Origin of the sequence: Agromyces zhanjiangensis, from assembly GCF_040496055.1 — a bacterium.
Lineage (GTDB): Bacteria > Actinomycetota > Actinomycetes > Actinomycetales > Microbacteriaceae > Agromyces > Agromyces zhanjiangensis.
In genome coordinates, this window is sequence record NZ_JBEPKB010000002.1 from 429811 (window position 1) to 454437 (window position 24627).

The following is a 24627-nucleotide window of genomic DNA, read 5'->3' on the forward strand; positions in this document are numbered from 1 at the left end:
GGGCCGTCAGGATCAGGACGCGATCTCCTGGTACGCGGCGAACAGGAGCGACTGGTCGGGCGCGAGCATGACGGTGGGCTTGCCGAGGTCGTCGAGGACGATGAACCGCAACTGGCCGGCCCGGGCCTTCTTGTCGCGCTGCATGGTCGCGAGGAGCGTGTTCCATCGTCCCGCCGGGTACGACGTCGGCAGGCTCAGCAGGTCGAGCACCCGCTTGTGCCGGTCCGCGACATCGTCGGAGAGCCGCCCGGAGAGCCGGCCGAGCTCGGCCGCGAAGGCCATGCCGACCGCGACGGCCGCACCGTGGCGCCACTGGTAGCGCTCGGCGTGCTCGACGGCGTGGCCGAGCGTGTGGCCGTAGTTGAGGATCTCGCGGAGCCCCTGCTCGGTGAAGTCCTCGCTCACGACGTCGGCCTTCATCTGCACGGCGAGTTCGACCACGCGACGGAACTGGGGCGTCCCGGGGTCGGTCGCGGCCTCCGGGTCGGCCTCGATGACGTCGAGGATCTCGGGGTACCGGATGAAGCCGGCCTTCACGATTTCGGCGAAGCCCGCGAGGATCTCGTTCCCGGGCAGCGTGTCGAGCACCTCGAGGTCGCACAGGACCTCGGCGGGAGCGTGGAAGGCGCCGACGAGGTTCTTGCCCTCGTTCGTGTTGATGCCGGTCTTGCCGCCGACGGCCGCGTCGACCATGCCGAGCACCGTCGTTGGCACCTGCACGATGCGGACGCCGCGGAGCCAGGTCGCGGCGACGAAGCCCGCCAGGTCCGTGATCGCTCCACCGCCGAAGCCGACGACGACGTCGGTCCGCGTGAAGTCCGCCTGGCCGAGGATCTGCCAGCAGAACGCCGCGACCTCGACGCGCTTGGCCGCCTCGGCGTCGGGGACCTCCGCGAGGAGGACCTCGAACCGGTCGGCCAGCGATTCCCGCAGCGCGGCCGCGCGAGCGCCGAGCGTGGGCGGGTGCACGATGAGCACCTTGCGCGCCGACGAACCGATCGCGTCGCCGAGCCGGTCGAGCACGCCTCGCCCGATGCGCACGTCGTAGCCCGCCTCGCCGCCGACGCGGATCACGGTCGCTTCGTCTTCGCTCATGCTCGTCCTCCAGCCCACTCGGTGATCTCCTCGACGATCCGCGCGACCGAGCGACGCGTGGTGTCGATGCTGAGGCCCGCGACCTCGTCGTACAGGGGGCGGCGCTCCTCGCGGATCCGGATCCATCGCTCGATCCCGCCGTCGGCGAGCAGGGGCCGGGTGCCGCCGCTGAGCCTCGGCGCGACGGCCTCGGGCCGCACGTCGAGCCGGACGACGGCGAGGCCCGCGAGGTCGGCGCGCGTGTCGGCGTCGAGCACCGCGCCGCCGCCGAGCGAGACGATCGCCGCCTCACGGAGCGCCTCGGCGACGACCTCGCGCTCGATGACCCGGAAGTGCGCCTCGCCCTCCCGCGCGAAGATCTCCTCGATCGGGCCGTGGCGTTCGACGATCCGGTGGTCGGTGTCGATGAACGGCGCGCCGACGGATGCCGCGAGCCGGGCGCCCACACGGGACTTGCCGGAGCCCATGGGACCGACGAGCACGATCGGGAGCGGCACTGTCCGCGACCCGCCCGACCGGGCGCCCCGGGCGGACGGCTCAGGCACGGAGCGCGCCGTCGGCGACCTCGCTCGCGAGCGCGTCGGGGATCGCCGCGAGGTAGCCGTCGAGGTTGCGCCGGGTCTCGGCGACCGAGTCGCCGCCGAACTTCTCGAGCACGGCGTTCGCGAGGGTCAGCGCGACCATCGCCTCGGCGACGACGCCTGCGGCGGGCACCGCGCACACGTCGGAGCGCTGGTGGTGCGCGGGGGCCGGCTCGCCGGTCGCGACGTCGATCGTGGGGAGGGCCCGCGGGACCGTCGCGATCGGCTTCATGCCGGCGCGCACGCGCAGCACGGTGCCGGTGGACATGCCGCCCTCGGTGCCGCCGGCTCGGTCGCTCGCGCGCACGATGCGCCCGTCGGCGAGGTGCAGCTCGTCGTGTGCGGCGGAGCCGCGGCGCGTGGTCGTGAGGAACCCGTCGCCGACCTCGACGCCCTTGATGGCCTGGATGCCCATGAGCGCGGCCGCGAGCTGCGCGTCGAGGCGGCGGTCCCAGTGCACGTGCGACCCGAGCCCGGGCGGCAGGCCGTACGCGAGGACCTCGACGACGCCGCCGAGCGTGTCGCCTTCCTTGTGCGCCGCGTCGACCTCGGCCACCATGCGCTCGCTCGTCGCAGGGTCGGAGCAGCGGAGCGGGTCGGCGTCCAGCCGGTCGACGTCGGACGGCATCGGCAGTTCGCTGCCCTCGGGAACCTGGACGGGGCCGATGGCGACGGTGTGCGAGACCAGTCGGACGCCGAGCTCGGCGAGGAACGATCGCGCGACCGCCCCGAGCGCGACGCGCGCGGCCGTCTCGCGGGCGCTCGCGCGCTCGAGCACCGGCCGGGCCTCGTCGAAGCCGTACTTCTGCATGCCGACGAGGTCGGCGTGCCCCGGGCGCGGCCGCGTGAGCGGGGCACCCCGGCCGCGACCGAGCGCCTCCGCGTCGACCGGCTCCGGGCTCATCACCTGCTGCCACTTCGGCCACTCGGTGTTGCCGATCCGCAGTGCGACCGGGCTTCCGAGCGTCAGGCCGTGCCTGACGCCGCCCGAGACGGCGAGCTCGTCCTGCTCGAACTTCATGCGCGCGCCGCGGCCGTAGCCGAGCTTGCGGCGCGCCAGGTCGGCGCGGATCTCATCGAGGGAGACGGGGATGCCTGCGGGGAGGCCTTCGAGGATCGCGACGAGTTCGGGGCCGTGCGATTCCCCGGCGGTGAGCCAACGGAGCATGCCCACCATCCTCCCACAGCGGGGTCAGAGGCTCCGGCGCATGACGTCCAGCACGCCCGCCTCCCCGGGCAGCGGCTCGAACGGATCGCCCGATGCGAAGACGCGCACCTGGAGCAGCGCCTGGTGCAGCAGCATCCCGAGCCCGTGGGTCACGCGGCCGTCGCGCTCGAGCCAGGCGGTCGCGAGCGCCGACGGCCACGGGTCGTAGGCCACGTCGAGCAGCAGCGCGGCACCGGCCAGCGCCTCCGACGGTGCGACGCCCAGGTCGGAGCCGCCGGGCACCGTGCTCACCACCAGGTCGGCGGATGGTGCGACGGCGAGCTCGGCGACCGGTCGCACGCGGAGCACGAGCCCGAGTCGCCGTCCGAGCTCCTCGACGCCGATCGCCCGGTCGGGGTTGCGCACGAGCACGTCGACCTCGACGGCGCCGAGTTCCGCGAGGGCCACGAGCGCCGACGACGCCGTCGCCCCGCTGCCGATCAGCACGCCGCGGTGCACGCGGTGCAGGCCGGCCTCGCCGAGCGTCCGGACGATGCCGCCGATGTCGGTGTTGAACCCCTGCAGCGAGCCGTCCTCGGCGTACCGCACCGTGTTGGCCGCACCGGCGAGGTCGACGAGGCGGTCGGCCCCGTCGAGGTGCTCGAGCACCTCGTGCTTCAACGGCATCGTCAGCGAGAGGCCGCGCCACGCGGCATCCGCATCGCCTCGCACGCGCTCGAGGAATCCCGCGAGTTCGCCCGATCGCACCTCGATCGCGTCGTAGCGCCACCCGACGCCGAGTCGGTCGTAGGCCGCGCGGTGCAGCGCCGGGCTCTTCGAGTGCGCGATCGGCGACCCGAGCACGGCCAGCCGGATCGGGCGCTCCCCCGTCGTCGCGTTCGTCGTCCCGGGCGTCGCCATCTCTCGCTATCCGTTCTCGTCGAGGTACCGCAGGAACTGCTCGACGGCCGCCTCGTGCTCCGCGAAGGTCGCCGAGAAGACGGTCTCGCCGGTCTCGAGGTTGACCGTGACGAAGTACAGCCACGGCCCGTCGGCCGGGTTCTGCGCCGCGTCGATCGCGACGTCGCCCGGGTTGCCGATGGGCCCGGGCGGGAGCCCCGGATGCACGTACGTGTTGTACGGGTTCGAGGCGTCGGCGCGCTCGGCGTCGGTGGTCGTGACGAGGGTGTCGTCGCCGGTCCCGTAGTGCACCGTCGAATCGAACTGCAGCAGCTGTGTGGGGAACTGGTTCTCGTCGAGGCGGTTCCGGATGACGCGGGACACCTTGTACGCGTCGGCCTCCGATCCCGCCTCGCGCTCGATGAGCGAGGCGATGACCACGGTCTCCCACCGGTCCTCCGGCGCCACCCCGGCCGCGTCGAGCGACTGGAACGAGCGGTCGACGAGCGTCTGGACGACCTCGTCGGCGGTCACGTCGGGACCGAACGTGTAGGTCGCCGGGAAGAGGAAGCCCTCGACGCTCGTCGCCTCGTCGGGCAGCCCGAGCGCCTGCGGGTCGGATGCCGCGGCCTCGAGCTCCTCGATCGGGATCCCCGTCGCGGCCGACGCGTTCGCGAGCGCGTCGCGAGCCCACAGGCCCTCCTGGATCACGAACGTGTTCTCCAGCACGTTCTCGGGGTCGAGGAGCGCGTCGAGCGCGTCCTCTGCGCTCATCTGGTTCGCCATCTTGTAGGCGCCGGGGTAGAAGATCGGCTGGTCGGAGCGGCTCGTGACCTCCTCGATGAACGCCTCGGAGGACGCGACGATGCCCTGCTCCTCGAGGTTGGCCGCGATCGTCTCGCCGCCGTCGCCCTCGTTGATCATGAAGACGACCTCGCCCGTGCCCGCGCCGGTGTAGTCCTCGGGCGGCTGGAAGCGCTCGAGGAGCGACGTGATCGGCCCCTGCAGGAAGAACGCCGCGCCGGCGATGAGCGCCCCGAGCACGATCAGGGCGATGAGGCATCCCCAGGCGCCGCGACGACGGCGGTTCGGTTCGCGCTCGTGCTCCTCGAACTCCCACGCCGCCGCAGCACGACGGTCGGACCGCGACGGGCGCGCCTCGTCCTCGTTCCAGTCGGCGAACGGGTCCTGGTCGTGCGGGTCGGTCTCGGTGACGAGGCCCCGTCCGCCGCTCGGCGGCCACTCCTCCGGCGCGCCGCCCGCGTCGGCGCTCGCACGCCCGCGAACCGGTCCCGTCGTCGTCGCGCGGAGCATGTCGTCGCCGGAGTATCGGTCGTCCTCGTACGCGTCCGCCCGACGAATGCCGCCCGTGTACCGGAGGTCATCCGGTTCGTGGTGCCCCGGATGCTGTCCGGGCAGGCCCGTCGGGCCGGTCATGGCCCGCGCGGACTGCGGTGGGGGGACCTGCTGCCCTCCCCGGACCGGCGGTGCGGGACGCTGCGCCGCCTGGGCGGCACGCCACTCCGCCTCCGCTGCCCGCTCGGCCTCCTCGGCCGCGGCCCGTCGAGCCTCCGTCGCTGCGGCGCGCTGGGCGTCCATGGCGGCCCGGCGTTCGGCGGCCTCGGCCGACGCCGCGCGCTGCGCGTCCGCTGCGGCCGCGCGCTGCGCGACCTCCGCCGCCTGCCGTTGCTCCATCTCCCGCAGCTCCCGCCTGGTCCTCGGCGCCGGCGTCGAGCCGGTTCCGCCGGCGCGATCGGCGCCGTGGGGATCGGATGACGGCGGGAGCGGCGCGGAGCCGTTTCGGCGCTCTGGGGGGAGCTGGGTCACGAGGTCAGGAGCCTTCCTCGACGGAGATCGTGCGTCCGGGGGCGGAACCCGATGCCCGTTCGGCATCGATGGCATGTTGCAGAATGATAACGGCTGCGGCTTGGTCGATGATCGGACGCTGCTTCCTCGTCGACTTTCCGGCCGAGCGGAGCGCCTGCTGGGCGCTCACGGTCGACATCCGCTCGTCGACGAGGCGCACCGCCGCCCCGGTCGCGGCGAGTCGCTCGGCGAACCCGACGGCGTCGGCGGTCGACGCCGTCGGCCGTCCCGACAGCGAGAGCGGATGCCCCACCACGAGTTCGAAGGCCTCGAACTCGGACGCGAGCTCGAGCACCCGACGGAGGTCGCTGCCGTCGTCCCCGGCGCTCCGCGCGACGGTCTCGACGGGCACCGCGAGGATCGCCGAAGGGTCGCACCGCGCGACGCCGATGCGCGCTCGGCCGACGTCGATGCCGAGTCGCGCGCCCGATCTCACGTTCAGGCCCCCGATGCGGTGCGCGCGGCGCCGAGCGCCGCCGGGATCGCGCCGAGGTCGGTGCCGCCGCCCTGCGCGAGGTCGGGCTTCCCGCCTCCGCCGCCGCCGAGCGCCGCGGCCATCGCCTTCGCGATCGTGCCGGCGTTCGCGCCCGCGTCACGCGCTGCGGGCGACGTCGCGGCGATCGCGAGCGGCTTCCCGCCGACCTCTCCGATGAGCGCGACGACGGATGCCGCGTCGCCGAGCCGGCCGCGCACTGCGGTGGCGAGCGATCGCAGTTCGTCGCCCGACCCGAGCCGGCCGACGGCCTCCGTCACGAGCAGGAGGTCGCCCACCCGCTCCGCCTTCGACGCCAGGTCCGGCACGCGGTCGTTCAGCGCCTTCGCCTCGAACGCCTGGATCTTCTTCTCGGCGGCCTTGAGGCTGGCGACGAGCTCGCCGATGCGGTCGACGAGCAGCTCCGGACGCGTCTTCAGCGTGCCGGTGAGCTCCTGCACGAGGGCGCGCTCGGCGGCGAACCGCTGGAACGCGTCCTTGCCGACGAGCGACTCGACGCGGCGGTTGGACGCACCGACCGAGGACTCGCCCACGATGTTGATCATGCCGATCTCGGCGCTGCGCGCGACGTGCGTGCCCGCGCAGAGCTCGCGGGACCACGGACCACCGATGTCGACGACGCGCACGACGTCGCCGTACTTCTCGCCGAAGAGCGCCATCGCGCCGAGTGCCTTGGCCTCGTCGATCGGCATCTCGCGCGTGACGACCTCGAGGTTCTCGCGCACGGCGCCGTTCGCGACCTCCTCGATCTCGCTGCGCGTCTCCGCCGACAGCGCCTGGTTCCAGCCGTAGTCCAGACGCAGGTACCCGGCCTTGTTGAACGAGCCGGACTGGTGCGCGGCGGGCCCGAGGACCTGGCGGAGGGCGGCGTGCACGAGGTGCGTGCCGGAGTGCGCCTGCGTCGCGCCGCGGCGATAGTCCTCGTCGACGATGCTCGTCGCCGGGACGCCGACGCCGACCTCGCCGGTCGTCACCGTCACCGTGTGGCTGATGAGCCCCTTGACGGGCTTCTGCACGTCGAGCACCTTCAGCTCGAAGCCGTCGCCGACGATGCGGCCCTGGTCGGGGGCCTGGCCGCCGGACTCGGCGTAGAGCGAGGTCTCCGCGAGGATGACCTCGGCCGTCTGGCCGGCGGCGGCCGAGGCCACCGGGCGGCCGTCCACGAGGATGCCGAGCACGCTCGAGTCGGTCACGAGGTCGGTGTAGCCCGTGAAGACGGTCTCGCCCCTGGCGCGGTAGTCGCTGTAGACCGAGAGGTCGGCGAGCACCTTCTTCTTCGACTTCGCGTCGGCCTTCGCGCGCGAGCGCTGGTCGGCCATGAGCGTGTCGAACGCCGGGCGGTCGACGGCGAGCCCGGCCTCCTCGGCCATCTCGAGCGTGAGCTCGATCGGGAAGCCGTAGGTGTCGTGCAGCAGGAACGCGGTGTCGCCGGCGAGCTCGGCCGCGCCATCCGCCTTGGTCTTCGCGACCGCGGTGTCGAGGATCGCCGTCCCCGCGGTGAGCGTGCGGAGGAACGTCGCCTCCTCGCCGAGGGCGAGCTGCTCGATCTGCGTGTAGTTCGTCGCGACCTCGGGGTATGCGGCCTTCATGGCGTCGCGCGATGCCGCGAACAGCTCGCGGAAGGTCGGCCCCTCGACGCCGAGCAGGCGCATCGCACGGATGCTGCGGCGGAGCAGTCGACGGAGGATGTAGCCCCGTCCCTCGTTGGAGGGCGTCACGCCGTCGCTCATGAGCATGAGCGAGGAGCGGATGTGGTCGGCGATGACGCGCATGCGCACGTCGTCCTCGTGGTCGGCGCCGTAGCGGCGGCCGGAGAGGCGCGCAGCGGCGTCGAGCACGGGCCGGACCTGGTCGATCTCGTACATGTTGTCGACGCCCTGCTTGATGAACGCGACGCGCTCCAGGCCCATGCCGGTGTCGATGTTCTTCTTCGGCAGTTCCTTCACGATCGTGAAGTCGACCTTCGACTTCACGTCGGCGATCAGGTACTGCATGAACACGAGGTTCCAGATCTCGACGTACCGGTCGTCGTCGGTCGCCGGTCCGCCGTCGATGCCGTACTCGGGGCCGCGGTCGAAGAAGATCTCGGAGCAGGGCCCCGCCGGGCCCGGCTGGCCGGTGTGCCAGTAGTTCGTGTCCTTGCCGAGGCCCTGGATGCGCTCGTCGGGCAGGCCCGCGACGCGCTTCCAGATCTCGCGCGCTTCGTCGTCGTCCTCGTAGACCGTGACCCAGAGGTCCTTCGGGTCGAAGCCGTAGCCGCCCTCGGCCTCCGAGGTCGTCAGGAGCTCCCACGCGGCGGTGATCGCCCCCTCCTTGAAGTAGTCGCCGAAGGAGAAGTTGCCGTTCATCTGGAAGAACGTGCCGTGACGAGGGGTCTTGCCGACCTCCTCGATGTCGTTCGTGCGGATGCACTTCTGGACGCTCGTCGCGCGAGGATACGGCGCCGGCACGACCCCGGTGAGGTACGGCACGAACGGCACCATGCCGGCGACGGTGAAGAGCAGCGACGGGTCGTCGGACACGAGCGAGGCCGACGGCACGACGGTGTGGCCCCGCGCGGCGAAGAAGTCAAGCCAGCGCTGGCGGATCTCGGCAGTCTGCATGGTTCCGTTCTGGTTCGTGGGAATGGTGGAACGTCCCGCGCCCGGCGCGGGATGCGTCGCGCGCCGGGACTAGTGGTCCTCGGCCGCCCGGAGCTCGGCCTCTCGGGCGTGGTAGCCCTCGGCGACCGCGCGGCCGAAGGCCCGGGCCTTGGCGTCGAGCCCCTCGAAGAACTCACGGCCCTGCGCCGTGCGGTTGACCTGGTGCGCGACCGCGAACCCGGCCGCGACGCCGACGGTGAACCACAGGATGCTCTTCACGTCTCACTCCTCGAGGGGTCGTTGCGCCGCGCAGTGCGCACGCATCCCCCAAGTCTAGGGCGTGCGACGGATGCCGCGGGGAGACGACGAACGGGGCCGCGGCGAACCGCGACCCCGTTCGGGCGTACCGCCGACTAGCGGGCGGCGTAGTACTCGACGACGAGCTGGACGTCACACGTGACGGGCACCTCGGCGCGCTTCGGGCGACGCACGAGCGTGGCCTGCAGCTTGTCGAGCTCGACCTCGAGGTAACCCGGGGTCTTCGGGAGCACGTCGACGTGGCCGCCGGCCGCCGCGACCTGGAAGGGCTCGGTGCCCTCGGAGCGCTGCTTGACGCCCACGACCTGGCCCGGCTTCACGCGGAACGACGGACGGTCGACGAGCTTGCCGTCGACGGTGATGTGGCGGTGCACGACGAACTGGCGGGCCTGCGAGATCGTGCGGGCGAAGCCGGCGCGGAGCACGAGCGCGTCGAGGCGCATCTCGAGCAGCTCGACCAGGTTCTCACCGGTCAGGCCGTCGGTGCGGCGGGCCTCGTTGAACGCGATGCGGAGCTGCTTCTCGCGGATGCCGTACTGGGCGCGCAGGCGCTGCTTCTCGCGAAGGCGCACGGCGTAGTCGGAGTCCTGCTTGCGCTTGGTGCGGCCGTGCTCACCGGGAGCGTACGGGCGCTTCTCCATGTACTTGGCGGCCTTCGGGGTGAGGGCGACGCCGAGCGCACGTGAGAGGCGGGTCTTGCTTCGGGACTGGTTGGTCACGATGTCCTTTCGGAGGATTCTCAAACGGTGTGGTTCCGGGCGCGCTGGCGCCGGAAAGACGATGTTCAGAGGGGTTCGCCACGGGGCGACCGGCTACAGGTCGCATCCCTTCGCCGTGGAGACCGCGCAGCCGCACGCGAGAATCTGGCTTCAGGCCAGCGACGATCCTACCACGAGGCGCAGGTCAGCGCTCTCCGCGCACGATCCGGCGCAGCTTGGCGAGTCGGGCCGACACTTCGCGCTCGTTCCCGTGCTCGGTCGGCGTGTAGTAGATCGCGCCGCGGAGCGGATCGGGCAGGTACTGCTGCGGCACGACGCCGATCGGGTCGTCGTGGGGGTAGGCGTACCCCTTGCCGTGGCCGAGCCGCTTCGCTCCCGGGTAGTGCGCATCGCGCAGGTGCTTGGGCACGCGCCCGGCGCGGCCCGCCCGGACGTCGGCCAGCGCGGCGTCGATCCCGAGGTACGCCGCATTGGACTTCGGGGCGGTCGCGAGGTGAACCACCGCCTGGGCGAGCGGGATGCGCCCCTCGGGCATGCCGATGTACTGCACCGCGTCGGCTGCGGCGACCGCCACGCCGAGTGCCGTCGGATCGGCCATGCCGATGTCCTCCGACGCCAGCACGATGATGCGGCGGGCGATGAACCGAGGGTCCTCACCGGCCTCGATCATGCGGGCGAGGTAGTGCAGGGCCGCGTCGACGTCGCTGCCGCGCACGGACTTGATGAACGCGCTGATCACGTCGTAGTGCTCGTCGCCGTCGCGGTCGTATCGGAGGAGGGCGCGGTCCACGGCGCGGGCGACCACCTCGGGCGTGATCACCGGCAGCGCGGGCCCGCCCGCCTCGACTCCGTCTCCCCCGGCACCGTCGCCGTCGCCGTCATCCGGCGACTCGCCCTCGGCATCGTCGCCGACGCGATCGGGTTCATCCGCGGCATCCGCCGACATCGCGTGCGTCGCCTCGCTGATCGCCGACGTCGATGCCGCCTCGAGCGCGGTCAGCGCGCGTCGCGCGTCGCCCGAGGCCAGGCGCACGATGGCTGCACGCGCCTCGGCCGTGAGCTCGACGCGACCCGCGAGGCCACGCGGGTCGGCGACCGCGCGATCGACCAGCAGCGCGAGGTCGTCGTCGTCGAGCGTCTCGAGCGTGAGCAGAAGCGAGCGCGACAGGAGCGGCGAGATCACCGAGAACGACGGGTTCTCGGTGGTGGCCGCCACGAGGATCACCCAACCGTTCTCGACGCCCGGCAGCAGCGCATCCTGCTGGGCCTTGGTGAACCGGTGGATCTCGTCGAGGAACAACACCGTGGACACGCCGTAGAGGTCCCGGTCCGCTCGCGCGGCCTCCATCACCTGGCGGACGTCGCGCACGCCTGCCGTGACCGCCGAGAGCTCGACGAACTTGCGCCCGGAGGACCGGGCGATCGCCTGGGCGAGCGTGGTCTTCCCGGTGCCGGGCGGCCCCCAGAGGATCACCGAGACCGCCCCAGACTCGCCCGTGCGATCGGCGGCGAGCGCCACGAGCGGCGAACCCGGCGTGAGCAGGTGCCGCTGGCCGGCCACCTCGTCGAGGCTCCGCGGTCGCATGCGCACCGCCAGCGGGGTCGCGCCCGCGCGCAACCCCTGGGCCGAATCCACCATGCCGACCAGCGTAATCGCGGCGACCGACACCGCCCGCTCACGCCCGGACGGACCGGATTCGCCCGGGCGTGCCGCCGTTGCGTAGGCTCTCCTCCGCAGGATTCCCCCCGAAGGAGCAGCGTGGCAACGAACGACCGTCAGGCGCGCGAGGAGCGCTCGCGCCTCCGCACCTACCAGGCCCGCCAGGAGGTGCACCGCCGTGCGGTCCGCCGCCGGACGCGAGACAACGTGCTCGCCGGAATCGGACTCGTCGTCGTGCTCGCCCTCGCCACCGGTGCTCAGCTCGTCTACTTCTCCGGCGGTCCCGGCACGCCCGCGGCCGAGCCCACCCCCACGCCGACGCCGACCGAGGACGCCGCCGAGGTCCCGTCGCCCGAGCTCGCCGAGGACCGCACCTGGGTCGGCGCGCTCACGCTCAACGACACCGCGCTCTCCATCGAACTCGACGGCGCCGCGGCACCGCAGGCCGTCGCGAGCACCGTGAACCTCGTCGACTCGAGGTTCTACGACGGCCTCACGTGCCACCGCCTCACGACGGAGGGCATCTTCGTGCTGCAGTGCGGCGACCCGAACGGCGACGGCTCTGGAGGGCCCGGCTACTCCTACGGCCCGATCGAGAACGCTCCCGCCGACGACGTCTACCCGGCGGGCACCATCGCGATGGCCCGTCAGGGCGGCGCCGCCGAGAGCCAGGGCAGCCAGTTCTTCATCGTCTACGAGGACTCGACGATCCCCTCCGACGCCGCGGGCGGGTACACCGTGATCGGGCGCGTGACCGACGGGCTCGACGCACTGAAGGCCGACATCACCGACCAGGGCGTCGCCGACGATGCCACCGACGGCGCACCCGTCCGGCCGGTGAGCATCACGTCGTTCGTCGTGGAGTGAGCGCCCGCGTCCGGCCTCGGATGCGACCGACACCGTCCCCGGGGGTGCAATAGGCTTGATGCCGTCATCCGCCGCGCACGCGGCATCCGAACGACGACAGGGTGAGTTCGTGACCGATTCAGCACAGCAACCGTGGGGCCGCGTCGACGAGACGGGCACCGTCTTCGTGCGGACCAGCGAGGGCGAGCGCGAGGTCGGGCAGTACCCCGATGCGACTCCCGAGGAGGCGCTGGCGTACTTCGAGCGCAAGTACGCCGACCTCGCGGGCGCGGTCGGGCTGCTCGAGCAGCGCGTGCGCCGCGGTGCTCCGGCAGCGGATGTCGCCAAGGCCGTCGCGACGCTCCAGGCGAGCGTCGCGGATGCCCATGCCGTCGGCGACCTCGACGCGCTCACGCGGCGCCTCGAGGCCCTCTCCGGCACGACGCAGGAGCTGACCGCGCAGCAGCAGGCCGAGGCGAAGGCCGCGCTCGCCGAAGCGATCGCCGAGCGCACCCGCATCGTCGAGGAGGCCGAGGCGCTCGCCGCGCAGGACCCGGCGAAGACCCAGTGGAAGCAGACCTCGGCCGAACTCGACGCGCTGTTCGCCCGGTGGCAGCAGCACCAGCAGGACGGCCCGCGACTGCCCAAGGGCGAGGCGAACGAGCTCTGGAAGCGGTTCCGTGCCGCTCGCTCGACCATCGAGCAGCACCGCAAGGCGTTCTTCGCGGAGCTCGATGCCGCGCACCGCGAGGTGCGCCAGCGCAAGCAGCGGCTCATCGAGCGCGCCGAGGCCCTCGCCCCGCGCGGCGCAGACGGAGTGGTCGAGTATCGCGCGCTCCTCGACGAGTGGAAGCAGGCGGGACGCGCGGGCAAGAAGGTCGACGACGCCCTCTGGGCGAAGTTCAAGGCCGCGGGCGACGTGCTCTTCCAGGCGAAGGCCGAGATCGACGCGAAGGACGACGAGGAGTACCGCGCGAACCTCACCCAGAAGCTCGCACTGCTCGACGAGGCCGACGCACTGCTCACGGCGAAGGACGCGCGCGCAGCCCGCTCGACGCTGAACGGCATCCAGCGCCGCTGGGACGACATCGGGCGAGTGCCGCGCGACCAGGTGCGCACCGTCGAGGATCGCCTCCGGAAGGTCGAGAACCACGTCCGCGCCCTCGAGGACGAGCGCTGGGAGCGCGACGACCCCGAGAAGAAGGCCCGCTCGGAGGGCATGCTCGGCCAGCTGCACGACGCGATCGCGAAGCTCGAGTCGGAGCTCGCCGAGGCCGAGGCCGCCGGCGATGCCAAGGCCGTCGCCGAGGCGCGCGAGGCGCTCGATGCGCGCCGCGCATGGCTCAAGGCCGTCGGCGGCTGACCGCCGGCGTCACCGTTCGCTCGACCCGTCGCCGCGTCCGCGGCGGCGGGTCGATTGCGTTCCGCGGGACTCCTGCACACCGGGCCCGGCTGGGCGATGATCCACAACCTCCGGCCACGACGCCCGCCGGATCCGACGGATGCCGGAACATGGGTCGCATGGCGCGCCTCCCCTCGGTCCTCGATCACGACGACCTACCGCTGGCCGAACTCTGCGCGGCGCGGCTCGACGGCGAGGTGATGCGGATCGGCGGCGGCTGGGCCCCCGTCGACGAACCCGACCTGCCGAGCCTGCGCGCCGCTGCCGTGGCGCCCGGCCTCCCGTCGCCGTTCGTCATCGAGCGCCGTTCCGCCGCGTGGGTGCATGGTGCGGTACCGACTCCCCCGCCGATCGCCGAGTGCTGCGTGCCGCACTCCGCACGCGTGTCGATGCGCTCGCTGCCGCACGCGATGCTGCTGCGCGAGGTCGCGATCGCGCCCGCCGACATCGTGGTCATCGGCGGCGTCCGCTGCACCACCCCCGACCGCACGATCTACGACCTCGTCCGCGATGCGGAGCCCGTCGCGGGTGTCGTCGCGATCGTGGCCGCACTGCTCGGTGCGGACGCCTGCGCGGCCGAACGCGTCAGGTCTCGCCTGGAGCTCGCCCATCGCCTGCCGCACAAGGCCGCAGCGCTCGCACGCCTCGCGGCGGCCGAGGCCACTGCGGCTGCCGCTGCCGCTGATCAGCCGTCGCTGACCCGGTAGACGTCGTAGACGGCGTCGATGCGACGCACGGCGTTCAGCACGCGGTCGAGGTGCGTGGTGTCGCCCATCTCGAAGACGAACCGGCTGATCGCGAGCCGATCGGAGGAGGTCGACACGTTCGCCGACAGTATGTTCACGTGGTGCTCGCTGAGGACCCGCGTCACGTCGGAGAGCAGCCCGGCACGATCGAGCGCCTCGATCTGGATCTGCACGAGGAACACGCTCTTCGAGCTCGGCGCCCACTCGACGTCGATCATGCGGTCGGGCTCGCGGAGCAACGACTGCACGTTGTGGCATGACGCCTGGTGCACCGAGACGCCCGAGCCCCGGGTGATGAAGCCGACGATGTCGTCGCCCGGCACCGGCGTACAGCACCGGGCGATCTTCACGAGGATGTCGGGCGCGCCGCGCACGAGCACGCCGGAGTCGCTGGTGCGCGGGAGCGGTCGCGAGCGGACGGGGATCGCGGGCAGCTCCGGCTCGTCGGCGTCGTCCACGTCGCGCACGAGCGCGATGACCTTCTCGATGACCGACTGCGTCGACACGTGCCCCTCGCCGACCGCGGCGTACAACGCCGAGACGTCGTCGTAGCGCAGCTGTGCAGCGACCTCGGCGAACGACTCCTGGCTCATGAGCTTCTGGAGCGGGAGGTTCTGCTTGCGCATCGCTCGCGCGATCGCGTCGCGACCGTGCTCGATGGCCTCGTCGCGGCGCTCCTTCGTGAACCACTGGCGGATCTTGCTCCGTGCGCGCGGGCTCTTGACGAAGATCAGCCAGTCCTTGCTCGGGCCCGAGTCGGGGTTCTTCGACGTGAACACCTCGACGACGTCGCCGCTCACGAGTTCGCTCTCGAGCGGCACGAGCCGGCCGTTGACCTTCGCACCCATCGTGCGATGGCCGACCTCGGTGTGCACCGCGTAGGCGAAGTCGACCGGGGTCGCGCCGGCGGGCAGGCCGATGACGCGACCCTTCGGCGTGAAGACGTAGACCTCCTTCGCACCGATCTCGAACCGGAGCGAGTCGAGGAACTCACCGGGATCGGCCGTCTCGGCCTGCCAGTCCGAGATGTGGGCGAGCCACGCCATGTCGGCGTCACCGCGCGTCGTTCCACCGTCTGCGTGGCCGGCGGCCATCCGCTCCTTGTACTTCCAGTGCGCCGCCACGCCGTACTCGGCACGCTGGTGCATGTCGTGCGTGCGGATCTGGATCTCGACGGGGCGGCCCTTCGGTCCGATCACCGTCGTGTGCAGCGACTGGTAGAGGTTGAACTTCGGCGTCGCGATGTAGTCCTTGAAGCGCCCGGGCACCGGCGTCCACCGCGCGTGGATGGAACCGAGGACGGCGTAGCAGTCGCGCACGGAGTTGACCAGGATGCGGATGCCGACGAGGTCGTAGATGTCGTCGAAGTCGCGGCCGCGCACGATCATCTTCTGGTAGATGGAGTAGTACTGCTTCGGCCGCCCGACGACCTTGCCCCGGATGCGCGCCGCCTTGAGGTCGTCGGAGACCAGGTCGATCACCGACTGGACGTACTCCTCGCGCTGCGGCGTGCGCTGCTTGACGAGGCTCTCGATCTCGGCGTAGAGCTTGGGGTACAGGACAGCGAACGAGAGGTCCTCGAGCTCCCACTTGATGGTCTGGATGCCGAGGCGGTGCGCGAGCGGCGCGTAGATCTCGAGCGTCTCGGTCGCCTTGCGCGATGCGGAGTCCGCGGGGACGAAGCCCCACGTTCGCGCGTTGTGCAGGCGGTCGGCGAGCTTGATGATGAGCACGCGGATGTCCTTGGACATCGCGACGATCATCTTGCGGACGGTCTCCGCCTGCGTGGAGTCGCCGTACTTGACCTTGTCGAGCTTCGTGACGCCGTCGACGAGCATCGCGATCTCGTCGCCGAAGTCGGCCCGGAGCTGGTCGAGCGTGTAGGCGGTGTCCTCGACGGTGTCGTGGAGTAGGGCGGCGGCGACGGCCTTCGACCCGATGCCGAGGTCGGCGAGGATCTGGGCGACCGCGATGGGATGCGTGATGTAGGGCTCACCGCTGCGTCGCTTCTGCCCCTCGTGCGCACGCTCGGCGACGGTGTAGGCGCGCTCGATGACCGACAGGTCGGCCTTCGGGTGGTGCATCCGCACCGTGCGCATCACGCTGTCGACAGCCCCCGCGGGCAGCGCCTTGGAGAAGATCCGTGGCACGAGTCGACGCAGTGACGCCGTCGAGTTGACACCGGTATCGGTCATGAGCCCCGCACCTCCAGACCTCAATTATCACCGCTTCCGAAACGGTCGCGCGCCATCGAGGTCCGGAGACGCCTCAGGCGACCGGCAGGGCCTCGGCCGTCGAACCCCCTGCGCGCTCGCGCTCCTTCAGGACCTTCTGGTCGTGGCGCTTGATCGCGGGCTCCCCCTCGCGCAGCTGCGAGTAGAGCGGAGCGGCGATGAAGACCGTGGACCACGTGCCGACCAGGATGCCGATGAGCAGCGCGAGCGAGATGTCGCGCAGCGTGTCGGCGCCGAGCACGCCCGCGCCGATGAACAGGATGGCCGCGACGGGCAGCGCCGCCACCACGCTCGTGTTGATCGAGCGCACCAGCGTCTGGTTGACGGCGAGGTTGACGGACTCGGCGAACGTGCGACGGGATTCCTGGCCGTCCTCCGAGGTGTTCTCGCGGATCTTGTCGAACACCACGACGGTGTCGTAGAGCGAGTAGCTGAGGATCGTCAGGATGCCGATCACCGCCGCCGGCGTGACCTCGAAGCCGACGGCCGCGTAGAGCCCGGCGGTCACGACCAGGTCGCCGAGGAGCGACAGGATCGCCGCGAGCGACATCTTCCACGTGCGGAAGTACAACGCCATGATGACGGCGGCGAGCAGCAGGAACGCCGCGAGGCCGAGGAGCGCCTGCCGCGTGATGTCCGCTCCCCAGCTCGCGCCGATGAACGAGGAGGTCACCTCGGACTCGGGTACGCCGTACGCGTCGGCGAGGACGGTGGTGAGCTCACGAGACTCCGCCTGCTCCAGCTGGTCGGTCTGCACGCGCACGCCGTCGTCGCCCACGATCGTCACGCGAGCGACCGCGCCGGGCACGACCTCGGCGACCGCGTCGATCGCGGGCTGCTCGGTCGCGTTCGCCACGCCGGAGATCTGGAACTGCGAACCGCCGCGGAACTCGATGCCGAAGTTGAAGCCCCGCACGACGGGGATGAGCACGGAGAGGATGATGAGCACGGCGGCGACCGTGTACCACTTCTTGCGCCCGCCGACGAAGTTGAACGAGCGCTTGCCCGTGTAGAGGTCGTTGCCGAACGTGGTGAGTCGGTTGGCCATCAGGACTCCTTGCTCTCGCCGGCGCCGACGGTGGCGTCGGCCTGCGCCGCCTTGCGTTCCGCGATCGTCTGGCGCTTCTGCGCCTCTCGCGAGCTGGATGCCGCCTTCTTCGCGGGGACGGCGACCGGCTTGCGGAACTCCGCGCGGCCGCGGTAGACCGCGCCGAGGGCCTGGGGGTCGAGGCCCGACCAGGAGTGCCCGCTGGAGAAGAACCGCGTTTGCGCGAGCAGCTGCAGCATCGGGTGCGTGAAGAGGATCACGACGATGACGTCGATGATCGTGGTGAGACCGAGCGTGAACGCGAAGCCGCGCACGCTGCCGACGGCGAGGATGTAGAGCACCACCGCCGCGAGCAGGTTCATGGACTTCGACGAGAGGACGGTGCGCAGCGCGCGCTTCCATCCGGCCTCCACGGCGCCGACCAGCGGGCGGCCGTCGCGCAATTCGTCGCGAACGCGTTCGAAGTAGACGATGAACGAGTCGGCCGTGAAGCCGATCGCGACGATCAGACCCGCGATGCCGGCCAGCGACAGGCGATAGCCCTGGTACCAGCCGAGGATCGTGATCATCAGGTAGGTGATGACGCCGGCGATGATCAGAGAGGCGATCGTGACCGACCCGAGGGCGCGGTACTGGAACAGCGTGTAGATCACGACGAGGATCAGGCCGATGATGCCCGCGATGAGGCCGGACTGCAGCTGCGAGGTGCCGAGCGTCGCGGAGATCGTGTCGGAGGACTGCACCTCGAAGCTGATCGGCAGGGCGCCGAACTTCAGCTGGTCCGCAAGGGCCTTCGAGGACTCCTGGGTGAAGTTGCCCGTCACCTGCGGACGGCCGTCGGTGATGATGCCGTTCATCTGCGGCGCCGAGAGCACCGCGCCGTCGAGCACGAACGCGAACTGGTCGCGGGGCGTCTGGCCGTTGAGTGCGAAGAGTCGCTGGCTGACCTCGGAGAACGCCTCGGTGCCGCGCTCGTTGAAGACGATGTTGACGGCCCACTGGCCGGTCGTCGCACCCGTCTGGGTCTGCACCATGCCGTTGGTCGCGTCGACGATGTCCTCGCCGCTGACCTCGACCGGGCCGAGGAGGTACTTGATCGTGCGCGTCGAGTCGCACGTGACGAGCGGCTCGTCCGACGGGGCGACGTTCGCCCCGCTCTCGTCGATCGTCGAACAGTCGAAGGTGGCGAACTCGTCCTGCAGGGCGGGCGTCACCCAGTTCGGGTCGCTCGCGTCGGTCGGCTCGACGGTCGGCGTCGACGAGAGCTCCTCCTCCGCGCCGTCGGTCGGCTCGGCGCTCTCGCTCGGGTCGATCGACTGGTTGGCGGCGGCATCTGCGAGCAGCACCGGGCGGAGCTCGAGCTTGGCCGAGGACTCGATGCGGTTGCGCGTCTGCTCGTCGAGCTCGCCCGGGATCGCGACGACGACGTTCTGGCCGCCCTGGGTCGTGATGTCCGCCTCGGAGACGCCGGAGGCGTCGACGCGCTGGCGGATGATCGAGACGGCCTGGTCGAGCTGCTCCTGCGAGACGGTCTCACCGTCGGCGAGCTGCGGCGCGAGGATGATCTGCGTGCCGCCCTCGAGGTCGAGGGCGAGCTTCGGCGTCCAGGAGCCGCCGCCCCAGATGACGCCGGCCGCGTTGATGCCGAACAGCGCGACGATGAGCACGCCGAGCCAGGTCAGTGATCGCACGGCCTTGCGGACGGGCGTCGGTCGCGAGGACCGCTTGGATGGTGCAGCCACGATTGTGCCTTCTCTGCAGGGTGCCCGCGCAGCATCGCGCGGGCAGAGCTATGGGGTGGGCCTCTAGTCGTCCGACTTCTTGGGGTCGGGCGTCTCGTCGTTCGGCGACTCGTCGAGGCGCTGGCCGAACTCGGGCTCACCGTCGATCGCGGCCGCAGCCTCGGCCGGAGCGTCGACCGGCTCCACCACGCGGGCGATGGTCTGGCGGTGCACCGTGAGCACGGTGCCCGGCGAGGACTCGAGCTCGACGCGGTTCTCCTCCTCGTCGATCGAGAGGATGGTGCCGAACACCCCGAAGTTCGTCATCACCGTCGCACCCGGAACGACCTTCGTCTGCAGTTCGCGCTGCTCCGCCTGGCGCTTCCGCGAATTGCGGAACATGAAGAAGATCAGCACCGCCAGGACGGCGAGCATGATGAGAGTCAGCGGATCAAGGACCATGGGGTGGGAACCTTCCGGTGTGCGCGCGGTGCGCACGATCAGGGGCGGGGTGGCCGAAGCCTCAAAGGATTATAGGTCATCGATCGGCAGCGCCACCTCGGCACCGTCGGCCTCGCGGACGAGTCCGAAGTGCCGCCAGGCGGCGGGCGTCGCCATCCGCCCGCGCGGTGTGCGGGTGATCAGGCCGATCCGCACGAGGAAGGGCTCGACGACCGCCTCGATGGTCTCCGCTTCCTCCCCCACAGACACGGCGAGGGTGTTCAGGCCGACCGGACCGCCGCCGAAGCGCGTGAGGATCGTCATCATGACCGCACGGTCGAGTCGGTCGAGCCCGAGCGGGTCGACGTCGTACAGCTCGAGCGCGGCGCGCACCGCGCCGACATCCGCCCGGCCGCCATGGACGAGGGCGTAGTCGCGGACGCGCCGCAGCAGCCGGTTGGCGATGCGCGGCGTGCCCCGGCAGCGCCCGGCGATCTCGGCGATCGCCGGGCGGTCGATGTCGAGCCCGAGCATGACCGCGGCTCGCCCGAGCACCTGCTCGAGCTCGGCCTCGTCGTAGAACTCGAGGTGCGCGGTGAAGCCGAACCGGTCGCGCAGCGGGTTCGGCAGGAGACCGGCGCGCGTGGTCGCCCCGACGAGCGTGAACGGCGCGAGGTCGAGCGGCACCGACGTCGCGCCGGCGCCCTTGCCGACCATGATGTCGATGCGGAAGTCCTCCATGGCCAGGTAGAGCATCTCCTCGGCGGAGCGCGCCATGCGATGGATCTCGTCGATGAACAGCACCTCGCCGGGCACGAGCGAGGACAGGATGGCCGCCAGGTCGCCGGCGTGCTGGATGGCGGGACCGCTCGACATGCGCAGGGGCCGTCCGCCCTCGTGCGCGACGATCATGGCGAGCGTGGTCTTGCCGAGCCCCGGCGGGCCCGCCAGCAGGATGTGGTCGGGGGTCCGCTGCTGCATCGCGGCGGCGGAGAGCAGCAGTTGCAGCTGCCCTCGCACGCGAGTCTGCCCCACGAACTCCCCGAGGCTCTTCGGCCGCAGCGCTCCCTCGAAGGCGAGCTCCGCCTCGGAGGCGAGCTCGGGGTCGGTCAGGTCGACGCCGTCATCGGTCATCGCGCCCGCGCTCCCTGCTGAGCCGGACCGAGCCTGGCGAGCGTGAGACGCAGCAGCACGGGCACCGAGGTCGCGGCCGCGTCGTCGGCGGTCTCCAGCGTCTCGGCGAGCGCCTCGCCCGCGAGCTTCTCCGACCACCCGAGGCCGGTCAGCGCGGCGAGCACGTCGTCGGCGACGCCGCCGGTCGCGACCGGAGCCCCGCCCGCGACGGCGGCCGGCGCGACGACCTTGCCGGACAGCGACACGGTGATGAGCTTGGCGGTCTTCGGCCCGATGCCGCTGACGCGCCGGAACGCGGCGTCGTCGTCCTCCTGGACGGCGCGGGCGACGTCGGTCGGCGACATCGCCGACAGCACGCCGAGACCGGACTTCGGCCCGACCCCGGTGACGCCGATGAGCAGCTCGAAGACCTCGAGCTCGTCGCGCGTGGCGAACCCGAAGAGCGTGAGCGAGTCCTCGCGGACCACGAGCGACGTGTGGACGAGGACCTCGTCGCCGACGCGACTCGCGAGCACGAAGGCCGGAGTGGCGTTCACCAGGTAGCCCACCCCGGAGACCTCCACGACGAGCGAGCTGCCGGAGGCCTGCAGCACGCGGCCGCGGAGGGAGGAGATCACTCCTTCACCCTACGGGCTGCCCCCGACACGGCCGCGGCGCGCTCCGCGGCGAGCCACGCCTGCTGGGCGGGGGTCAGCGTCCCGCCGGATGCGTCGCCTCCGGACCGCGCGCCGCGCCCGCCCCGGGCGTCGGCGATCGCGGCGCCCGCCGCTCCCCCGGTGCGCCAGGCGTGGCAGATGGCGAGCGCGAGTGCGTCGGCGGCATCCGCCGGCTTCGGAACCGCGTCGAGTCCGAGGATGCGCGCGACCATCGCCCCGACCTGCGCCTTGTCGGCACGCCCGTAGCCGGTGATCGCGGCCTTCACCTCGCTCGGCGTGTGCAGGGCCACCGGGAGCACGCGACGTGCGGCGATGAGCATCGCGACCCCTGAGATCTGGGCGGTGCCCATGATCGTGGAGACGTCCGAGCGCGCGAACACCCGCTCGAGCGCGACGGCCTGCGGCCGGTGCTCCTCGACGATCGCCTCGAGCCCGTCGGCGATGCGCGCCAGGCGCCGCGGCGTGTCGAGGTCGGCTGGCGACCGCAGCACGACGACGTCGACGAGCTTCGCCGTGCGGTTCGGCTCGACATCGACCACGCCCACGCCGCAGCGCGTGAGTCCGGGGTCGATGCCGAGCACGCGCACGGCGATCGGCCTAGTCCTCGGCCTCGAGCTCGGCCTGCACCTCGGCGGTCAGGTCGAAGTTGCTGTAGACGTTCTGCACGTCGTCGCTGTCCTCCAGCGCGTCGATCAGGCGGAACACCTTGCGCGCCGTGTCGGCGTCGATCTCGACCTTGAGGTTCGGGACGAACTCGATGTCGGCGGACTCGTAGTCGAGGCCGGCCTCCTGCAGGGCCTTGCGCGTGTCCACCATCGACGACGGGTCGGTGATCACCTCGAAGCCCTGGGCGTGCGGCTCGATCTCCTCGGCCCCGGCCTCGAGGGCCGCCATCATGACGTCGTCCTCCGTCGTGCCCTCGCCCGTGACGACGATGACGCCCTTGCGCGAGAAGTTGTAGGCCACCGATCCCGGGTCGGCGAGCGTGCCGCCGTTCCGGCTGAGCCCGGTGCGCACCTCGGCCGCGGCACGGTTCTTGTTGTCGGTCAGGACCTCGATCATGAGCGCGACGCCGTTCGGGCCGTAGGCCTCGTACGTGATGTTCTGGTACTCGACCGCCTCGCCGCCGATGCCGGCACCGCGCTTGATGGCGCGATCGATGTTGTCGTTCGGCACCGACGTCTTCTTGGCCTTCTGGACGGCGTCATACAGGGTCGGGTTGCCGTTCAGGTCGGCGCCGCCGAGCTTGGCCGCCACCTCGATGTTCTTGATGAGCTTGGCGAACGACTTGGCGCGGCGTGCGTCGATGACCGCCTTCTTGTGCTTGGTCGTCGCCCACTTGGAATGCCCGGACATGCCTCTCCCGTCACGGTGGTTCAGTACCCCGACATTCTAGGCCCGACCGCGGGGCGGCCTCGGCGGGGCGCCCGGCGGGGCGATGGCGGGCGCCTCGCGACGGCCCCCGCCTCAGCCGACGCGCGCGGCCGACCGCACCTTCCCGAGGAAGTACTCGTGGAACCGGTGGTCGCCCTGGATCTCGGGGTGGAAGCTCGTCCCGACCAGGTTGCCCTGCTCGACGGCGACGACTCGTCCGTCCTCGAGCGAGGCGAGCGGCGTCGCACGCTCGCCGACCGACTCGACCACCGGTCCGCGGATGAACACCGCGTGCACCGGCCGCTCGCCGAGCGCCGGCACGTGGAGGTCGGTCTCGAACGACTGGTTCTGCGAGCCGAACGCGTTCCGGCGCACGACCACGTCGAGCCCGCCGAGGTTCTGCTGGCCGTCGATCGTGTCGAGGAGGGTGTCGGCGATCATGATGAGCCCGGCGCAGGTGCCGTACACGGGCAGCCCGTCGGCGATCCGGCGCTTCAGCGGCTCGGCGACGCCGAAGGCGCGCGAGAGCTTGTCCATGACGGTCGATTCGCCCCCGGGGATCACGAGGCCGTCGATGCCGTCGACGTCCTCCGGCCGGCGGACGAGCACGACGCGCGCGCCGAGCTCGCCCAGCACGCGCGCGTGCTCGCGGAAGTCGCCCTGGAGGGCGAGGACGCCGACGGTCGGCCCCGCCGCATCCGTCGCCCCCAGGGACTCGTCGCGGAGACTCACCATCCGCGCTCGGCGAGCCGGTGCGGCGCAGCGAGGTCCGACACGTTGATGCCGACCATCGCCTCGCCGAGCCCGCGCGAGACCTCGGCGATGACCTTCGGGTCGTCGTAGAAGGTGGTGGCCTTCACGATCGCGGCCGCACGCTGCTCGGGGTTGCCCGACTTGAAGATGCCGGAGCCCACGAACACGCCGTCGGCGCCGAGCTGCATCATCATCGCGGCGTCCGCCGGGGTCGCGACGCCGCCCGCGGTGAACAGCACGACCGGGAGCTTGCCGGTCTCGGCGACCTCGAGCACGAGCTCGTACGGCGCCTGGAGCTCCTTCGCGGCGACGTACAGCTCGTCGCGCGTCATCGACTTCAGCTGGTTGATCTCCGAGGTGATCTTGCGGATGTGCTTGGTGGCCTCCGAGACGTCGCCCGTGCCGGCCTCGCCCTTGGAGCGGATCATCGCCGCGCCCTCGTTGATGCGGCGGAGCGCCTCGCCCAGGTTCGTCGCCCCGCAGACGAAGGGAGTGGTGAAGCCCCACTTGTCGATGTGGTTGACGTAGTCGGCGGGCGAGAGCACCTCGGACTCGTCGATGTAGTCGACGTCGAGCGCCTGGAGGACCTGCGCCTCGACGAAGTGGCCGATGCGCGCCTTCGCCATGACCGGGATGGAGACCTCGGCGATGATCGCCTCGATGAGGTCGGGGTCGCTCATGCGGGCGACGCCGCCCTGCGCGCGGATGTCGGCGGGAACGCGCTCGAGCGCCATGACGGCGACGGCGCCGGCGTCCTCGGCGATGCGCGCCTGCTCGGGCGTGACGACGTCCATGATGACGCCGCCCTTCAGCATCTCGGCGAGGCCGCGCTTCACGCGGCTCGAGCCGGTCTCGGACGTGCTCATCGGTGGTTCCCTTCGACGGATGGCGCGCGCTCGCGCAACGTGGCG

General features: G+C 71.5%; 23 protein-coding genes. 3 read left to right on the forward strand and 20 right to left on the reverse strand.

Annotated elements, in window-relative coordinates; translation table 11 throughout:
- Positions 1-12 precede the first annotated feature (12 nt).
- The 10 genes from aroB to ABME02_RS05235 form a co-directional block, all read right to left on the reverse strand.
- The gene (gene aroB, locus ABME02_RS05190) at positions 13-1095 is read right to left on the reverse strand and encodes a 3-dehydroquinate synthase (protein ID WP_353814203.1); all 1083 of its coding nucleotides are present in this window, start codon (positions 1093-1095) and stop codon (positions 13-15) included.
- On the reverse strand, positions 1092-1592 hold the full coding sequence (locus ABME02_RS05195) for a shikimate kinase (protein WP_353814205.1): 501 nt from the start codon (positions 1590-1592) through the stop codon (positions 1092-1094). The genes aroB and ABME02_RS05195 overlap by 4 nt, the downstream gene beginning before the upstream one ends.
- A gap of 40 nt (positions 1593-1632) precedes the next feature.
- Positions 1633-2844: a chorismate synthase gene (gene aroC / locus ABME02_RS05200; protein WP_353814206.1), complete on the reverse strand. Its 1212-nt coding sequence runs from the start codon at positions 2842-2844 to the stop codon at positions 1633-1635.
- A 24-nt stretch (positions 2845-2868) separates the two neighbouring features.
- Positions 2869-3744 carry a shikimate dehydrogenase gene (locus ABME02_RS05205; protein ID WP_353814207.1) on the reverse strand — a complete coding sequence of 292 codons (876 nt, stop codon included), beginning with the start codon at positions 3742-3744 and terminating at the stop codon, positions 2869-2871.
- A 6-nt stretch (positions 3745-3750) separates the two neighbouring features.
- On the reverse strand, positions 3751-5418 hold the full coding sequence (mltG, locus tag ABME02_RS05210) for an endolytic transglycosylase MltG (RefSeq protein ID WP_353814208.1): 1668 nt from the start codon (positions 5416-5418) through the stop codon (positions 3751-3753).
- A 136-nt stretch (positions 5419-5554) separates the two neighbouring features.
- The gene (ruvX, locus tag ABME02_RS05215) at positions 5555-6025 is read right to left on the reverse strand and encodes a Holliday junction resolvase RuvX (protein WP_353814209.1); all 471 of its coding nucleotides are present in this window, start codon (positions 6023-6025) and stop codon (positions 5555-5557) included.
- Positions 6026-6027: 2 nt separating this feature from the next.
- Positions 6028-8685 carry an alanine--tRNA ligase gene (alaS, locus tag ABME02_RS05220; protein ID WP_353814210.1) on the reverse strand — a complete coding sequence of 886 codons (2658 nt, stop codon included), beginning with the start codon at positions 8683-8685 and terminating at the stop codon, positions 6028-6030.
- A 69-nt stretch (positions 8686-8754) separates the two neighbouring features.
- Complete coding sequence (locus ABME02_RS05225; RefSeq protein ID WP_353814211.1) at positions 8755-8943, reverse strand: hypothetical protein; 189 nt, start codon at positions 8941-8943, stop codon at positions 8755-8757.
- 134 nt (positions 8944-9077) lie between these two features.
- The gene (gene rpsD, locus ABME02_RS05230; protein WP_166548861.1) at positions 9078-9701 is read right to left on the reverse strand and encodes a 30S ribosomal protein S4; all 624 of its coding nucleotides are present in this window, start codon (positions 9699-9701) and stop codon (positions 9078-9080) included.
- 184 nt (positions 9702-9885) lie between these two features.
- Positions 9886-11340 (reverse strand): replication-associated recombination protein A, encoded by a 1455-nt coding sequence (locus ABME02_RS05235; protein ID WP_353814212.1) that lies wholly within the window; start codon positions 11338-11340, stop codon positions 9886-9888.
- Positions 11341-11460: 120 nt separating this feature from the next.
- Between ABME02_RS05235 and ABME02_RS05240 the strand changes: the two genes are divergently transcribed.
- The 3 genes from ABME02_RS05240 (at position 11461) to ABME02_RS05250 (ending at position 14316) form a co-directional block, all read left to right on the forward strand.
- Positions 11461-12228 carry a peptidylprolyl isomerase gene (locus ABME02_RS05240; RefSeq protein ID WP_353814213.1) on the forward strand — a complete coding sequence of 256 codons (768 nt, stop codon included), beginning with the start codon at positions 11461-11463 and terminating at the stop codon, positions 12226-12228.
- 109 nt (positions 12229-12337) lie between these two features.
- Positions 12338-13570 (forward strand): DUF349 domain-containing protein, encoded by a 1233-nt coding sequence (locus ABME02_RS05245; protein WP_353814214.1) that lies wholly within the window; start codon positions 12338-12340, stop codon positions 13568-13570.
- A gap of 158 nt (positions 13571-13728) precedes the next feature.
- On the forward strand, positions 13729-14316 hold the full coding sequence (locus ABME02_RS05250; protein WP_353814215.1) for a type IV toxin-antitoxin system AbiEi family antitoxin: 588 nt from the start codon (positions 13729-13731) through the stop codon (positions 14314-14316).
- Here ABME02_RS05250 and ABME02_RS05255 read toward each other — a convergent pair.
- From ABME02_RS05255 to pdxS, 10 genes are all read right to left on the reverse strand, one after another.
- Positions 14295-16550, reverse strand: a complete 2256-nt coding sequence (locus tag ABME02_RS05255) for a RelA/SpoT family protein (RefSeq protein WP_353814216.1) — start codon at positions 16548-16550, stop codon at positions 14295-14297. The genes ABME02_RS05250 and ABME02_RS05255 overlap by 22 nt on opposite strands.
- Before the next feature lie 73 nt (positions 16551-16623).
- Positions 16624-17637 carry a protein translocase subunit SecF gene (gene secF / locus ABME02_RS05260; protein WP_353814217.1) on the reverse strand — a complete coding sequence of 338 codons (1014 nt, stop codon included), beginning with the start codon at positions 17635-17637 and terminating at the stop codon, positions 16624-16626.
- A complete protein-coding gene (secD, locus tag ABME02_RS05265; RefSeq protein WP_353814218.1) occupies positions 17637-19379 on the reverse strand; it encodes a protein translocase subunit SecD in 1743 nt (580 codons plus the stop codon). The genes secF and secD overlap by 1 nt, the downstream gene beginning before the upstream one ends.
- 63 nt (positions 19380-19442) lie before the next feature.
- Complete coding sequence (yajC, locus tag ABME02_RS05270) at positions 19443-19793, reverse strand: preprotein translocase subunit YajC (protein ID WP_353814219.1); 351 nt, start codon at positions 19791-19793, stop codon at positions 19443-19445.
- Between the two features lie 96 nt (positions 19794-19889).
- Positions 19890-20933, reverse strand: coding sequence for a Holliday junction branch migration DNA helicase RuvB (ruvB, locus tag ABME02_RS05275; RefSeq protein ID WP_353814220.1), 1044 nt, complete (start codon positions 20931-20933; stop codon positions 19890-19892).
- Positions 20930-21550, reverse strand: coding sequence for a Holliday junction branch migration protein RuvA (gene ruvA / locus ABME02_RS05280; protein WP_353814221.1), 621 nt, complete (start codon positions 21548-21550; stop codon positions 20930-20932). The genes ruvB and ruvA overlap by 4 nt, the downstream gene beginning before the upstream one ends.
- Positions 21547-22176 (reverse strand): crossover junction endodeoxyribonuclease RuvC, encoded by a 630-nt coding sequence (gene ruvC, locus ABME02_RS05285; RefSeq protein ID WP_353814222.1) that lies wholly within the window; start codon positions 22174-22176, stop codon positions 21547-21549. The genes ruvA and ruvC overlap by 4 nt, the downstream gene beginning before the upstream one ends.
- A gap of 10 nt (positions 22177-22186) precedes the next feature.
- Positions 22187-22945: a YebC/PmpR family DNA-binding transcriptional regulator gene (locus ABME02_RS05290; protein ID WP_353814223.1), complete on the reverse strand. Its 759-nt coding sequence runs from the start codon at positions 22943-22945 to the stop codon at positions 22187-22189.
- A 111-nt stretch (positions 22946-23056) separates the two neighbouring features.
- Positions 23057-23698 (reverse strand): pyridoxal 5'-phosphate synthase glutaminase subunit PdxT, encoded by a 642-nt coding sequence (pdxT, locus tag ABME02_RS05295; protein ID WP_353814224.1) that lies wholly within the window; start codon positions 23696-23698, stop codon positions 23057-23059.
- Positions 23692-24582 (reverse strand): pyridoxal 5'-phosphate synthase lyase subunit PdxS, encoded by an 891-nt coding sequence (pdxS, locus tag ABME02_RS05300; RefSeq protein WP_353814225.1) that lies wholly within the window; start codon positions 24580-24582, stop codon positions 23692-23694. The genes pdxT and pdxS overlap by 7 nt, the downstream gene beginning before the upstream one ends.
- Between the last annotated feature and the right edge of the window lie 45 nt (positions 24583-24627).